The following is a 15,543-nucleotide window of genomic DNA, read 5'->3' on the forward strand; positions in this document are numbered from 1 at the left end:
TATGACACAGCTCAGGGTAAGAGCTAGAGCCGTCGACATGCTCGGCCGGCAACAAATTGCGGGTATCCCTACCGCAATCCACGAACTCTTCAAAAACGCACATGACGCCTATGCAACACGGGCTGAAGTTGACTTTTTCAGGCGCAATCGTGTTCTCGTCCTGCGGGATGACGGGTATGGGATGACCCGGGAGGACGTCGAGAATCGCTGGCTCACACTTGGTACTGAGTCCCGGGTAAACGCTAACCGCGAAAAAATTGAAAGCAAAGATGAGTGGCGTGGTCCGTTGATGCTACCCAAGCGGGTCATCATGGGAGAAAAGGGGATCGGCCGCTTAGCCATTGCAGTAATCGCACCGATTACAATTCTCATGACGCGGGCTAGTCGTCCCGATGGCTTACAAAGTCTTGTCGTTGCACTTGTGCATTGGGGATTGTTTGAGCAACCTGGATTAGACATTAGCGCTATCGATATTCCCATTGAAGAGTTTGCTGGCGGTACACTACCAACAAGAGAAGACATTGGCCGGCTGGTAGATCGGGTATCGGCAAATTTACAAAATCTTAAGTCAGACATCGCCTCGGCCTCTTTTAAACAGCTCGTTGATGATCTTGAACTTGCAAGAGGTATTGGTCCGGATAATTTAAGTAATATGTTAAGTGGGGATGCAGGTAATGGGCTGAGTCTTTCTGGAGAAGGCTACGGAACACATTTCATTATGTTGCCTGTTGCTCCAGAGCTAGATGATGATATCGACGGAGGCGCGGACAAAGAGTCTTCGAAGCTTGAACGAAATTTGCTCGGTTTCTCTAATACGATGGCGTTTGATGAGCCTGTTATACGGACGGAGTTTAGGGATCATTTTCAGTCTGATGTTTTGGATCTTATAGGGTCTAAGAATTTTTTTGTTGATGATGATTTTCTGAAGACTGATCAGTATTTCGAGGGGAAATTTGATGAATATGGTCAGTTTGTAGGTTTTGTTTCTGTTTATGGTAAGCGAAGAGATTTTGTATGTAACTGGACAGATGGTAAGGGAAGGCAGCCTAAATGCGGAAGCTTTTCTTTTCGATATGGTTATGTTCAAGGTAAAGCTGACGAAACCAGTCTTACTCCTCAAGATTGGGCCGAAATGGATGAGAAGACAAATAGGTTGGGTGGGCTTTATATATATAGGGATGGTATAAGAATACTGCCATACGGTAACTCTGATTATGATTGGTTAGATATTGAAAAAAGGCGTAATTTGGCGGCAAAGGATTGGTTTTTCTCTTATCGGAGGGGATTTGGGTATGTTTCTATCTCTCATTCTGAAAATGGCGCACTGACTGAAAAGGCTGGTCGTGAGGGGTTTAGAGAGAATCAGGCTTATCGAGATTTTCGCGCGATTTTAATTAATTTTTTCAGGCAGTTAGCGTATGAGTTTTTTAGAAAAAGTTCTCCTCAGGGCGATGATTTTTGGGCGGGAAAAAATACATATGCTGCTCAGGCGGTGCTGTTAAAAAAGCAACAAGAAAAGGCTGATGGTCGGAGAGGCGTTTTTCGTAATGAGCTAGAACAGTTTTTTGATGATTACAATTCTGGGGTGTTTGAGTCTGAGTCAAAAGAGCTTTTAGAGTTTTTGGAGGAGCGCTTAAATTTTTTCAAACATGAGCTTGATCTAGGCGATTTTGCATCGAGAGTGAGACTGCTTGAATTAGAGGTTAAGCGAAGAGCTAGAGTTCTTTCCGAGAAAGCAGTAGTTTCGTTGCCTAGAGGATTGGCATTACCGCAAAAGCTTCAGAAAGACTGGTCTGCTTATGAATCCATATCTGCGCAGGTTTGCGAGAAAATACTCGATCCATTGCGTAACAAAATAGATGAAATTTTACGGGAGACAATGGAGGGGAAGATCGAAGCCTCGGAACGACGAAGTGTTGCCCTCCAGGATGTCGAGCGGGAACGTGACAACACTGTTCGTGAGTTGGTAGGGTTGCGTCGTGAAACTGTTGAGGCTGCAGATTTCATGCAGTTGGCGGTGAAAAGTGTTCTTCAAGAAGAGTTTTCTACACTTCGGGCAAATATTGAGCGGTTAGTTGATGGGTTTACTAAGCGTTCTGCTGAAAATCCTGAAGAAATTGATCAGGCTCGATACGAGGTGGAGCAGCGTATTGCTGATCTACGTAATCACGAGAGCGAGTTACTCGAATCTTTTAAGCGACAGATGATTGAGTTAGCTGAAGGTGTCAAAAGTAGGGAGACACTAGACGATAGGTTTGCCGCTTTAGAAGCCCGCAATCAGTCTCTGGAAGAGCAGATTGAATTTTATTCTGAGTTCGCGCAGATGGGAATGTCTGTTGGCATGTTGCAGCACGAGTTTCATGGCGCTGCGCGAGGTATTCGGGGAGCAATGGCAGAGCTTAAACCTTGGGCAGATCGAAACGCCCCATTAGCCTCTATCTATCAGCGTTTGCGCGATCATATTGAGCATCTAGATGGGTATTTGAAAGTACTTGATCCCTTAGGGCGAAGAATGCACCGCTCTGTGGTAGAGATATCTGGGAATGAGATACTTAATGTCCTCCGAAATGTGTTTGTCGAGCCACTTGAATCATCCTCTATCCGTCTTGAGCCAACTTATGCATTTCGAGGGTTTAAGGTTAAATGTAAATCCTCTGCGCTTCTAGGCGCATTCATAAATGTTATTGATAACGCAATTTATTGGCTGAATAGCCGGGCTGAAGGCGATAAAAAAATAATACTGGATGCTGATGATAAAGGTTTTTTAATATCTAATAATGGCCCCGGGATTGAAGAAAGAATGATGGGGCGCATATTCGATTTTGGTGAGACTCAGAAGGTCGGTGGTCGTGGTATGGGGCTGGCGATCAGCCGCGACGCCTTAAAGCGTGAGGGGTTCAATATTGAGCTGGTCAAAGCTGGTTTAGATGTGAATCCGCAGTTCAGAATTTCGGCCATGGATGAGCAAGGAGAATAAGATGGGAACTCAAGAAGCAGAAGTTTTGGCTGTAGTTCAAGATCCCACGGCTATTTGGTCTGACCATATTCAGCGGGCAGTTGGTAAATTTTTAAAAACTGCGGTGGTGATTGATAATCAACCATATATTAAAGAGTCTTACCGTGCAGCCGTCAATGGAGAGCAGATTAGAAGTGATTCTGGTTTAGGAGAAGATATAGTCGCTCTAGTTGAACCTTCAGAGCAAGCCCCCCAGGCAGGGGTACATGATTTGGATTTGAGAAAGGTATCTGATGTTTTTGCCGAGCGAGGAGTAGCATGCGCATTCGTCTTGCCTGATGATGCCGTTAATGATGATGATGCAAAAAAAAATAGGGCGCTTTGTGCGGCTAGAGCATCTGACATAGTTGTAATCGATTGGTATCTGAAAAGGCAGGATGCATCACTTACACTCCAGATTCTTAAAGAGGTGGCAGAGTCAGACTGCCAAGAAAATGGAAGGATGCGCCTTATCTGTGTTTATACAGGCGAGCCTCTTGATAATAATATATTTGAGGACGTTAAGGGACACCTCGCTCAAGGTGGGCTAGATCTTCAAAATGTCGACGACGTGAAATTTTGTGCCGTCAAGGATGGCACATTGGTTGTGTTGCTGAATAAAGAGGCTGTTCCTGCAGAGCAGCTACCTGGTGAGTTAATACGTCTATTTTCTCGCCTTGCAGATGGATTGATCCCCGCTTTTGCTTTGGCTGCTGTGGGTGCCATCAGGAAAAATACCCACCATATGCTTACCCGATTCGGTAAAGCTCTAGATTCAGCATATGTTGCAAATAGGCTCATTACTAACCCTCCAGGCGACGTTGCTGAGCTAATGCGAGAGCTACTTGTCGCAGAGTGTGATAATGCGCTTGGGCTCGATCGTATTGCGGATGATTATCTCGAATATGAGTCCATATCTAAGTGGTTGGATAAAAGTGAGGGAGGGTTTGATAGTAAATCTTATGAAGCAAAAGTCGGAGGGGCGAAAATAAATGTTTCTATGGGGCGTGATACTCTAAATGGGTTGCTGCGCTATGGGCTTTCTGATAGTGGGATTACTCTAGATGGCGAAAAAAGAATAGGCTTTCCTGAGTTTCATCGGGGTAAGATCTCTGAAGTTCTTGCAGGCGATAAGACTAAAGCTCGTAGGGCTGAAAATGAGTTTTCACGATTGGTTTCTTTTCGGAGAGAGGCTTTTGGATTGTCAACTTCTTTGATTAGCCCTCATTGGAAGCCTTCTCTTACTACAGGAACTGTCCTTAGGTATCAAGATGGGGATGAGTTCCGTTATCTGATGTGTTTTACACCAGCCTGCGATGCTCTAAGGTTGGATGCACCGAGGCCTTTTGTTTTTCTCGAGGGTGTAGAGCGTTCGAAACCATATAATATGGTTATGAAAGTGGAGGGAGATCGCTCAATTGGGCTTCACTTTGATAAGAAATATCCGGTCGTACGGACATTTTTGTTCTCTCCAGATAAAGAAACTCAACGTGTACGTGGGGAGAGGAAGGATACTCCGGGGCAGCCTTCTTGTTTTTCTTTCACATCGTTAGAAAAGGATGCACGTGAGTTTACTTGGCTTGGAGAAATTCGTTATGGGCGAGCCTCAAGTGAAATGGCTGCCCTAGCAAATGTTTGGATGAGGATCGGTGTGATTGATTCGGAGTACTTGCGTTTGGCCGGAAGAGAGCATTTCTCATTTGAGGATTAGCAGTCCGTAGGGAATTGGAGCGCGGATCTATGCCATCCTTCAAAAATATGGATGTGAAAAAGATAGAACATTTATTGCGATACAGAGTGCAATCACCTTAGGTCGCGATGGGACTAAACGAGGGGGTGGCAGCTGTACGCAGGTTAGTCGACCGGAGCGTTGGAACCCGGCGCCCCCGAGGGTGCCCTGCGCACAGCCACCATAAAACACAGGCATAAAAAACACCTGGGGAAGGTGGCGCATTGCGCCTAACGACTGCCTGGGCGACTAAACCCGGTCACTGATTTGGCAGTGACGACTCGAAGACTAGCCACCCGAATTGGCAGGTACAAGCGCTCAGGATTTTCTAGGAAACTTCAGTCAAAGGAAAGCGAGTTGTCTTGCTGGCCTTGCAAGGTCACCGAGAAACCGGCTCTCGAATCACCCCTTATTCCATTGATAGTCATCTCTGATCTTCAAGACATGATGCTTATGGGCTACAGTTTTCAGGGTTTTGTGCTTTTTTGATGCCCTTGGGCTGCATTTATTGCTCGGCCTCGAAGCCCAATGAAACCTGGCAGAGCCATAATCAGCATTACGATGTTGTGCCTCCAGGGCTACAGTAATTGAGTGTTATTTGTTTTTTGATGCCTGAGGGCTACAAATGAGCACTTTATTCGATGTGGCGCACATGCTGAGGGAGGCTCGTCGTGAGGCTCATCTCAGTCAGGAGGTGATCGCGGCCCGCGCAGGCGTAGCGCGTTCAACTGTCGCTCGCATGGAAACCTTGGCCAAGGGCGATATGAGTGTCTCGGCTCTGGTGCGATTGCTGGAGGCGGCAGGTTATGACTTGAAGCTGGTGAAGGCCGGTCATCAGCGCACGGTCGAGGATATTCTCGCTGAACAGAGGCAGGGAGTCTTTGAAAGATGATGCTGGACGTCCATGTCAGTGGGAAAGTTGTGGTCAAGTCGTACCGCAAGTGGGGCGAATACGTGTTGAAGTATTTTCCCGGTACAGTTTCGTCGGCATTTAGCGTGCTATAGCCACATGTGAAATCACCGGGCTGGATGCCGCTGATTGTTTTCCTGGCATCACGAAAATGATCGAGATCGCTACATCCGCCGATGCTCCGTCATCGCCGACAACACCACCGACGTCGCCGCCGTCCGGGTCTCCACTCCCAGCTTGATATACACATGCTCCAGATGCTTGTTCACCGTGCGTGGGCTGAGGTCCAGGATGGTGCCGATATCGCGGTTGGTCTTGCCACAGGCCACCCAACGCAGCACTTCCACCTCGCGCCCGGTCAGTTGGAAACGCGCCGACAGGACCTTGCTCGCCGGTTCATCGTTCAGGCTCAACGCCGCCACCGGCTGCGACGCCGCCCGCGCCGATAACAGCGTACGCGAGGTGCGCAGATGCGCCGCGACCCGCGCCAGCACTTCGTCGATCTGGATCGGCTTGGTCACGTAATCGCTGCCGCCCACTTCAAAACCCTGGACCACGTGCCGGCTCTCTGTCAGCGCGGTCATGAACAGCACCGGGATATCGGCGCTCTCCGGCTGCGCCTTGATCCGTCGGCAGGTCTCGAAACCGTCGAGGCCCGGCATCATCGCGTCCAGCAGGATCAGGTCCGGGCGTCGGCGCTCGATGCGGTTCAGCGCACTCAGCCCGTCGAGGGCCACCAGCACCATATAGCCGGCATCGTTGAGGGCGTCGGAGAGCAGGGCGAGGTTGTCCGGGGTGTCGTCCACAATCAGCACGACGCCAGGTTCAGTGACTGTGGTCAGTGCATTCATCTTCTGCCTCCTTGAGGGCGCGGTTGATTTCGTCCAGGCGAAAGTTTTTCAGCAGCTTGCGGAGCGAGCCGATAAACGCCGCCGTGTCTGGCGCCTCGGCCTCGATGCTGTCGAGTTTTTCCTGCAGGCCACGGACGTAGCCGATGGCGCTGAGTTCGCCGAGGGCGACAAGGTCGGGGTGCGCAGGCAGGACCCAGGGGGCGGGCAGGGCGGCAGGGGCCGGCGTTTCCCGACGCAGCCATTGCAGGTCGAGCTGCTTCTGGATGCGCTCCAGCAACTCCGGCGTGCGCACCGGCTTGGCCAGGTAGTCGTTGCAGGCGCTGGCCAGGCTGCGCTCGTCGTTGAAGGCGTTGGCCGAGATGACGATGATCGGCACCGTCGACAGGGCGTTGCGGCGGATCAGGCGGCTGGTTTCCCAGCCGTCCATGGTCGGCATCGACAGGTCCATCAGGATCAGGTCCGGCCCCAGCAGCGCCACCTGACGAATCGCTTCCTGGCCATTGCTGGCCTGCACCACTTCGAAGCCCAGCGGGCTGAGCATACCGTTGAGCACCTTGCGATGGTCGACATGGTCGTCCACCACCAGCACCCGCCGCCGTGGACCCTGGTAGCCGATGATGTCGTGTTCGACATGGACCACCGCCTGGGGCGCGCGGACCTGGGAGAGAAACAGCCGCACCTGGAAACAGGTGCCCTTGTCCTGTTGGCTGCGCACCTGCAGCTCGCCGCCCATCAGCGAGGTGAGCATGCGGGTGATGGTCAGGCCGAGGCCGACGCCCTTGTCCTGGCGCATCAGGTCGCCACGTTCGAACGGCTGGAAGATCCGCTCGATATGCTCGGGGTCGATGCCGATACCGGTGTCAATGATCTCGAAAGTCGCGGTTTCACGCATATAGCTGACCCGCAGGCAGACTTCGCCGCTGTCGGTAAAGTTGACCGCATTGCCCAGCAGGTTGATCAGGATCTGCCGTACGCGTTTCTCGTCGCCACGGACCACCGCCGGCATCTTGCCGATCAGTTCCAGGCGAAAGCGCAGGCCTTTCTCCCGGGCTTGCGGGGTGAACATCAGCTCCAGGTCGTGGATCAGTTCCGGGAAGGGAATCTCCGTCAGTTCCAGGCGCAGCTTGCCGGCCTCGATCTTGGCCACGTCGAGCAGGCCGTCGATCAGCGACAGCAGGTGCGAGCCGCTGCGCAGGATGGTCGCCAGCGCGTCCTGGTGCTGTTCGGGCATGGCCGCATCGCGCTGCAGGTTTTGGGTGAAACCGAGGATGCTGTTGAGCGGCGTGCGCAACTCATGGGACAGCCCGGTGATGTAGCGGCTCTTGGCCGCGTTGGCCGACTCCGAGGCTTCCTTGGCATCCTGCAAGGCCTGGTCGGTGACGCGGTGGGCGGCGATTTCCTGCATCAGCAACTGGGTCTGGCGGTTCGATTCCTCCTGGGCGACGTGGCGGCTTTCGCGGGTCAGGACGATCCACCAGGCGAGGATCGCCGCCAGCATCGAGAGCACCAGGAAGGCCTTGAAGAACGCCTGGTACAGGGTCGCCGAATGAGGCAGACCCTGGGAGGCCTGGCCGTAGATCAGTGCCAGGGCGCCGCTGAGCATCAGGATCAGTACCAGCAACAGGCCGAGGTAGTGCATCAGCCGGGTGTGCAGGCGCGGCACCATGGTGTTCGGTAGTAGCCAGCGCAACAGTGACTCGAACTGTGCGGACAGGCGGCCCTGGGGTTTGCAGCGGTCGCCGCAACGGGCGTCCAGCGAACAGCATAGCGAGCAGATGGGCGTGCTGTAGGCCGGACAGAAGGCCATGTCGGCGGTCTCGAAGGCATTGCGGCACAGACCGCAGGTGACCTGCAGGCTCGGCGCCACCGGCTGCAGCAGCAACGGATCGCTGGTGCGGGCGATGTAGTAGCGGCTGCGGGTCGCCCAGGCCAGCAAGGGCGCGGTGATCAGTGCCGTGCCGAGGGCGACGAAGGGCGGCGCGGCCTGGGCCAGGGCGCCGAACAGGCCGAAGTGGGCGAGGATCGACAGCAACGAGGCAATCAGCATCGAGCCGACGCCCACCGGGTTGATGTCGTAGAGGTGGGCGCGCTTGAACTCGATATGTTTCGGCGACAGGCCCAGGGGTTTGTTGATCACCAGGTCGGCGACCACCGAGCCGATCCAGGCGGTGGCGATATTGGCGTAGAGGCCGAGCACCTGGTCGATGACGTCGAACACCCCCAGCTCCATCAACATCAGCGCAATCGCCACATTGAACACCAGCCACACCACGCGGCCGGGATGACTGTGGGTGACCCGGGCGAAGAAGTTCGACCAGGCCAGGGAGCCGGCGTAGGCATTGGTCAGGTTGATCTTCATCTGCGAGACGAACACGAACAGCACCATGGCGCCCAGGGCCCATTCCGGTGAGGAGAACACGTAACTGAAGGCCACCAGGTACATCTGTGTCGGTTCGGCGGCGCGCTCCATGGGGATTTCGTGTTGCAGGGCAAGAAAGGCCAGGAAGGCGCCGGCGGCCATTTTCAGGGCACCGGGGATGATCCAGCCGGGCCCGGCGCAGAGCAGGGCGGCCCACCAGCGTTTGCGGTTGGCGGCGGTCTTCTCCGGGAGGAAACGCAGGTAGTCGACCTGTTCGCCGATCTGCGTCACCAGCGACAGGGCCACGGTGCAGGCCGCGCAGAATGCCAGCAGATTGAAATCGCCACCGCTGGCACTGCGGCCCTGGAAGCTGGTCCAGTCGCTGAAGGCCTGGGGATTTTTCAGCAGGACGAACAGGTAGGGCAGCACCAGTAGCACCAGCCACAGCGGCTGGGTCCAGAGTTGCAGGCGGCTGATCAGGGTGACGCCGTAGGCCACCAGCGGGATCACCAGTACGGAGCAGATCACATAGGCGAAGGCCAGCGGGATATGGAAATACAACTCCAGGGCCAGGGCCATGATCGCCGCTTCGAGGGCGAAGAACAGGAAGGTGAAGCTGGCGTAGATCAGCGAGGTGATGGTCGAGCCGATGTAGCCGAAGCCGGCGCCACGGGTCAGCAGGTCCATGTCGACGCCGTAGCGGGCGGCGTAGTAGCTGATGGGCAGGCCGGTGAAGAAGATCACCAGGCTGACTGCGAGAATCGCCCAGAAGGTGTTGGTGAAGCCATAACTCAGGGCCAGCACCCCGCCGATCGCCTCCAGGGCGAGGAACGACACCGCGCCCAGGGCGGTGTTGGCGATGCGCAATTCCGACCACTTGCGAAAGGACTTCGGCGTGTAGCGCAGAGCGTAGTCTTCCATGGTTTCGTCGGCGACCCAGCTGTTGTAGTCGCGACGGATCTTGGCGATGCGCTGGGTACCCGGTGGTAGCACGGTGAAAGACTCCTGCGATCAAGGCGCTCCGTGCCTGGCGGGTGAAGTGGTGAAAAATTGAGCAATTTCCGTGCCCCGTGTTGCCAGACCCTGCCGGCAGCTGCGCCCGTGCGTTGCCCGTGGGCGTTCGGGCAACACCAGGCGGGCCGGGGCTCGGGCGCTAGCCTGCGCCACCTTGGTGCGATTTTCCCTACGTCAAATGACGTATGCGCTTACGTCAGGCTGCGTATACCGGCCGCCGCTACTCGCCGCCATGCTGATGCCATCACCGTTGCTGGCCGCCCCCGAGGCGAACCCGCAGCGCCACCGCAGAGGAGTAGCAGCATGGAACCACGATTGATCCGCACCCAAGGTCTGTTGCCGCGCCGCCTGGCGCTGGGAGCGGCGGCCCTGTCGTTACTGGCCGCCAGTGTGTTCAGCCAGGGCGTCATGGCGGACGACGCCAACACCACCGGCCTGGCCGTGACCCCGACCGAAGTCACCGTCGGCCAGTTGCACTCGGCCACCGGCACCATGGCGATTTCCGAAACCGGTTCGATCCAGGCCGAACGCCTGGCCATCGAGCAGATCAACGCCTCGGGCGGTATCCTCGGCCGGCAGATCAAGGTGATCCAGGAAGACGGCGCCTCCGACTGGCCGACCTTCGCCGAGAAGGCCAAGAAGCTGCTGGTCAACGACAAGGTGGCGACGGTGTTCGGCTGCTGGACCTCGGCCTCGCGCAAGGCCGTGCTGCCGATCTTCGAGAAGGAAAACGGCCTGCTCTACTACCCGACGTTCTACGAAGGGCTGGAGCAGTCGAAGAACGTGATCTACACCGGCCAGGAAGCCACCCAGCAGATCCTCGCCAGTCTCGACTGGATCGCCAAGACCAAGGGCGCCAAGACGTTCTACCTGGTGGGGTCGGACTACATCTGGCCGCGCACCTCGATGAAGATCGCCCGCAAGCATATTGAAAACGTGCTGCACGGCACCGTGGTCGGCGAAGACTACTACCCGCTGGGCAACACCCAGTTCGGTTCGCTGATCAACAAGGTCAAGCTGAAGAAACCCGACGTGGTGTTCGCCGCCGTGGTCGGTGGTTCCAACGTGGCTTTCTATAAGCAGCTCAACGCGGCGGGCGTCAACGCGGCCAAGCAGACCCTGCTGACCCTGTCGGTGACCGAAGACGAACTGCTGGGGATCGGCGGCGAGAACATGGCCGGTTTCTATGCCTCGATGAAGTACTTCCAGAGCCTGGACAACCCCAACAACAAGGCCTTCGTCGAAGCCTTCAAGGCCAAGTACGGCAAGGACGCGGTGATCGGCGACGTGACCCAGGCGGCCTACCTCGGCCCATGGTTGTGGAAGGCGGCGGTGGAGAAGGCCGGCAGCTTCGACGTCGACAAAGTGGTCGCCGCCTCGCCGGGCATCGAATTGAAAACCGCGCCTGAAGGCTACGTGAAAGTGCACGAAAACCATCACCTGTGGAGCAAGACCCGCATCGGTGAAGTGCAGCCCAACGGCCAGTTCAAGGTGGTCTACGAGTCCGATCTGATCGAGCCGAATCCGTTCCCTAAAGGTTACCAATAACGCTCGACCGCTATCGCCGGCAAGCCGGCTCCTACAAAGGCTGGGTACGACGATCCCTTTGTGGTGGAGCACCTATCTGTGGGAGCTGGCTTGCCAGCGATGAAGGCCGATCAGGCGATGCAAGACTTTCGGGCCTCATCGCCGGCAAGCCGGCGCCTACAAAGGCTGGGTACGACGATCCCTTTGTGGTGGAGCACGTATCTGTGGGAGCTGGCTTGCCAGCGATGAAGGCCGATCAGGCGATGCAAGACTTTCGGGCCTCATCGCCAGCAAGCCGGCTCCTACAGGGACCGTGTTGGCCGTAATTGTGGGTTAACGATCAAGACGGTCTGCGCCTGAACCAGGCTTGTCGCAGATGCGGTTTTTTATTTCTACCTCCCAACAGGAGACCATCTTCATGGAATGGCTATCGGAATTTGGTGCCATCGCGGCAATGCAGGGGTTCAACGGCTTGTCCGTGTTCTGCGTGCTGCTGTTGATGGCGCTGGGGCTGGCGATCATCTTCGGGCAAATGGGGGTCATCAACATGGCCCACGGCGAGTTCCTCACCATCGGTGCCTACACCACCTATGTCTGTTCGAGCCTCACCAGCCATTTCGCCCCGGGGTTCCAGCCCTACTATTTTTTCTTCGCCATCATCTTCTCGTTCCTGATCGCCGGCGCCATCGGCTGGCTGGTGGAGTGGGCGATGATCAGCCGGCTGTACAAGCGTCCGCTGGACACGCTGCTGGCGACCTGGGGTTTGTCCCTGGTCATGCAGCAGACCTTCCGTTCGGTATTCGGCGCCCGTGAAGTCAGTGCCACGCCGCCGGAGTGGTTGATGGGCTCGTTCAACCCCACTGAGTCCATCGAGATCCCGCGCAATGGCCTGTTCATGATCGCACTGACCGTGCTGCTGACGGCGGGCATTTTTGTCCTGCTCTACCGTTCGCGCTGGGGCCTGCATGTGCGGGCGACGGTGCAGAACCGCTTGATGAGTCGGGCCGTGGGCATCAACACGCGCAAGGTCGACCGCATGACCTTCGCCCTGGGTTGCGGCGTCGCCGGAGTGGCCGGCGCGGCGTTTACCACCATTGGCTCCACCGGACCCACTGCCGGTTCGCAGTACATCGTCGACACCTTCCTGGTGGTGGTCTTCGGCGGGGCGCAAAGCCTGTTCGGGACCATCGCCTCGGCGTTCGTGATTGCCCAGACCCAATCGATCTCGGAGTTTTTCCTCAGTGGTTCGATGGCCAAGGTGCTGACCCTGTCCGGGGTCATCCTGATCCTGATGTTGCGCCCCCAGGGGCTGTTCTCCATCAAAGTGCGCAAGTAGAGGCGAGCCGATGAACGTTCTAGACAAGATGCTGGCGGGCAAGCCGAACCTGCTTGGCGTGGCGCTGCTGGCGCTGCTGATTTTCGTGGTGTTCCCGCTGACCCTGGATGCCTTCCGCCTGAACATGGTCGGCAAATACCTGACCTACGCCTTTGTCGCCGTCGGCCTGGTGTTGTGCTGGGGTTATGGCGGCATTCTCAGCCTCGGCCAGGGGGTGTTTTTCGGTGTCGGCGGCTACTGCATGGCGATGTTTCTCAAGCTCGAGGCCTCCGACCCGGTGAGTACCAAGATCCAGACCACGCCGGGCATCCCGGACTTCATGGACTGGAACCAGATCACCGAACTGCCGTGGCTCTGGGTGCCGCTCCACAGCTTCAGCTTCACCCTGCTGGCGGTGATCCTCGTGCCGGTGCTGCTGGCCTTTGTCATCGGCATGGCGCTGTTCAAGCGGCGGGTCGGCGATGTGTATTTCTCCATCGTCACCCAGGCCATCGCGCTGATTCTCACGGTGCTGATCGTCGGCCAGCAGGGCTTGACGGGCGGGGTCAACGGCATCACCGACCTGAAGACCGTGCTCGGCTGGGACCTGCGCACCGACAGCGCCAAGCTGCTGCTGTATTTCGTCAATGCTGCGCTGCTGTTCGGCTGTATTTTCATCGGCCGGTTTGTCCTCGCTTCCAAGCTGGGACGCTTGTTGATGGCAATGCGTGACAAGGAAGAACGGGTGCGTTTCTCCGGGTATGACGTGGCCGCCTTCAAGATCTTCGTGTTCTGCATCGCCGCTGCTTTCTCGGCGATTGGTGGCGCCATGTTCGCCCTGCAGGTGGGCTTCATGTCGCCGTCGTTCGTCGGCATCGTGCCGTCCATCGAGATGGTGATCTTCACCGCGGTGGGCGGGCGCATGTCGCTGCTCGGCGCGGTGTATGGCGCCTTGCTGGTGAACTACGGCAAGACCTATTTCTCCGAGTCCTTGCCCGAGCTGTGGCTGTACCTGATGGGCGGGCTGTTCATTGCCGTGGTCATGTACTTTCCCAATGGCCTGGCCGGGCTCTGGGACAGCCATGGCCGCCAGGCGCTGGCCCGTTTGCTGCGGCGTGCGCCGCGCTCACGACCGGTGGTCGCGCCCTTGCCGCAGGCAACGCGGATCGAGCCGGCGACGCCTGAGCGTCCTTCCCTGGAGACACAGCCATGAGCGCCATCGGTTTTCAGATGAACAAGCCGGTGCTGGCTATCGAGGGGCTGACGGTGTCCTTCGACGGTTTCAAGGCCGTGGACAACCTCAACTTGTATATCGACCGCAATGAAGTGCGGGTGGTGATCGGGCCCAACGGCGCCGGCAAGACCACAGTGCTCGACCTGATCTGCGGCAAGACCCGCGCCACCAGCGGCAGCATCCAGTTCGACGGCAAGGAGCTGACGAAGATGCACGAGTACAACATCGTCCGCGCCGGTGTCGGGCGCAAGTTCCAGAACCCGTCGATCTACGAAAACCTCACGGTGTTCGAGAACCTGGAGATGTCCTATCCGGCCGGGCGCAAGGTGTTCAGCGCGTTGTTCTTCAAACGCAGCGCGGCGGTGATCGCCAGGGTGGAAGAAGTGGCCCGGGAGATCTTTCTCGGCGACCTTCTGCAGCAACAGGCCGACCTGCTGTCCCACGGCCAGAAGCAGTGGCTGGAGATCGGCATGCTGCTGATGCAGAACCCCGACCTGCTGATGCTCGACGAGCCCGTCGCCGGGATGAGCGTCAACGAGCGGGTGCAGACCGCCGAGCTGCTCAAGCGCATCAGCCAGGGTCGTTCGGTGCTGGTGATCGAGCACGACATGGAGTTCGTCAAGAGCATCGCCCACAAGGTCACCGTGCTGCATCAGGGCAAGGTCCTGGCCGAGGGCAGCATGGAGTCGGTGCAGAACAATCCGAAAGTCGTCGAAGTCTATCTGGGCCATTGAGGAAGCAGGCATGTTCAACGTCAACAAGTTGTCCTGTGGCTACGGCCAGAGCCAGATTCTCCACGACCTCGACCTGGCCGTGGCCAGGCAGGAAATCGTCGCCGTGATGGGCCGTAACGGCATGGGCAAGACCACGCTGTTCAAGAGCCTGATGGGCATCCTGCCGCAATGGGGCGGCCAGGTCAGTGTCGATGGGCGCGAGGTGTCGAGCCTGGAGACCCATGAGCGGGTGGAGCATGGCATCGCCTATGTGCCCCAGGGGCGGATGATCTTCCCGAGCATGACGGTGCTGGAAAATATCCAGACCGGCTTGCCGGCCTCGGCTCGCGGGCAGGTGCCGGAAGACCTTTATGCGTTGTTCCCGGTGTTGCACGACATGCGCTCGCGCAAGGGCGGCAACCTCTCGGGCGGGCAACAGCAGCAACTGGCGATTGCCCGGGCACTGGCGACCAATCCCAAGGTGCTGTTGCTGGATGAGCCGACCGAGGGCATCCAGCCGTCGATCATCAAGGACATCGCCCGCACCCTGAAGGAAATCCGCACGTTGCGCGATCTGACCATCGTGGTTTCCGAGCAGGTGTTGTCCTTCACCCTGGAAATCGCCGACCGCTTCCTGGTGATCGAGAAGGGCCGCTTCGTCATCGAGGAAACCCGCGCCAACGTCGACGAAGCCACCATCAGCCGTTACCTCTCCGTATAGACACCACCGTCCTGTAGGAGCCCGGCTTGCCGGCGATAGCGGCGGTGAGGCTTGCATCGTCATCGCTGGCAAGCCAGCTCCTACAGGTTTTGGGCACGGCGATATTTTGTGGCGAAACACCGATCCGTAGGAGCCCGGCTTGCCGGCGATAGCGGCCTTGAAATCGCCATCGCCG

At 56.9% G+C, this 15,543-nt stretch carries 10 protein-coding genes; 8 read left to right on the forward strand and 2 right to left on the reverse strand.

All coding sequences use genetic code 11. The annotated features are described in order from the left end of the window. The first annotated feature begins 1 nt into the window (after nt 1). From HX851_RS27060 to HX851_RS27070, 3 genes are all read left to right on the forward strand, one after another. Nucleotides 2–2,977 (forward strand): ATP-binding protein, encoded by a 2,976-nt coding sequence (locus tag HX851_RS27060; protein WP_177066114.1) that lies wholly within the window; start codon nt 2–4, stop codon nt 2,975–2,977. 1 nt (nt 2,978) lies between these two features. Then, the gene (locus tag HX851_RS27065) at nt 2,979–4,706 is read left to right on the forward strand and encodes a response regulator receiver domain (RefSeq protein WP_218173532.1); all 1,728 of its coding nucleotides are present in this window, start codon (nt 2,979–2,981) and stop codon (nt 4,704–4,706) included. Nucleotides 4,707–5,349: 643 nt separating this feature from the next. Then, a complete protein-coding gene (locus tag HX851_RS27070) occupies nt 5,350–5,616 on the forward strand; it encodes a helix-turn-helix domain-containing protein (protein ID WP_177066113.1) in 267 nt (88 codons plus the stop codon). Nucleotides 5,617–5,798: 182 nt separating this feature from the next. On the opposite strand, the gene HX851_RS27075 is transcribed toward HX851_RS27070, so the two are convergent. Both HX851_RS27075 and HX851_RS27080 read right to left on the reverse strand, forming a co-directional pair. Continuing rightward, a complete protein-coding gene (locus HX851_RS27075; protein ID WP_017123306.1) occupies nt 5,799–6,485 on the reverse strand; it encodes a response regulator transcription factor in 687 nt (228 codons plus the stop codon). Beyond that, entirely contained in the window at nt 6,460–9,837 is a 3,378-nt protein-coding gene (locus HX851_RS27080) for an ATP-binding protein (protein ID WP_177066112.1), read from the reverse strand. Before HX851_RS27080 ends, HX851_RS27075 begins: the two co-directional genes overlap by 26 nt. Nucleotides 9,838–10,161: 324 nt before the next feature. Between HX851_RS27080 and urtA the strand changes: the two genes are divergently transcribed. From urtA to urtE, 5 genes are all read left to right on the forward strand, one after another. Continuing rightward, nucleotides 10,162–11,406 (forward strand): urea ABC transporter substrate-binding protein, encoded by a 1,245-nt coding sequence (gene urtA / locus HX851_RS27085; protein WP_177058220.1) that lies wholly within the window; start codon nt 10,162–10,164, stop codon nt 11,404–11,406. Nucleotides 11,407–11,803: 397 nt separating this feature from the next. Beyond that, complete coding sequence (gene urtB, locus HX851_RS27090) at nt 11,804–12,721, forward strand: urea ABC transporter permease subunit UrtB (protein ID WP_017123309.1); 918 nt, start codon at nt 11,804–11,806, stop codon at nt 12,719–12,721. 10 nt (nt 12,722–12,731) lie between these two features. After that, the gene (gene urtC, locus HX851_RS27095; protein ID WP_177066111.1) at nt 12,732–13,913 is read left to right on the forward strand and encodes an urea ABC transporter permease subunit UrtC; all 1,182 of its coding nucleotides are present in this window, start codon (nt 12,732–12,734) and stop codon (nt 13,911–13,913) included. Then, entirely contained in the window at nt 13,910–14,668 is a 759-nt protein-coding gene (gene urtD / locus HX851_RS27100; protein ID WP_177062197.1) for an urea ABC transporter ATP-binding protein UrtD, read from the forward strand. The genes urtC and urtD overlap by 4 nt, the downstream gene beginning before the upstream one ends. Before the next feature lie 10 nt (nt 14,669–14,678). Beyond that, the gene (gene urtE / locus HX851_RS27105) at nt 14,679–15,368 is read left to right on the forward strand and encodes an urea ABC transporter ATP-binding subunit UrtE (RefSeq protein WP_177062195.1); all 690 of its coding nucleotides are present in this window, start codon (nt 14,679–14,681) and stop codon (nt 15,366–15,368) included. The last annotated feature ends 175 nt before the right edge of the window (nt 15,369–15,543 follow it).

It is taken from the genome of Pseudomonas gingeri, assembly GCF_013385635.1.
GTDB lineage: Bacteria > Pseudomonadota > Gammaproteobacteria > Pseudomonadales > Pseudomonadaceae > Aquipseudomonas > Aquipseudomonas gingeri_A.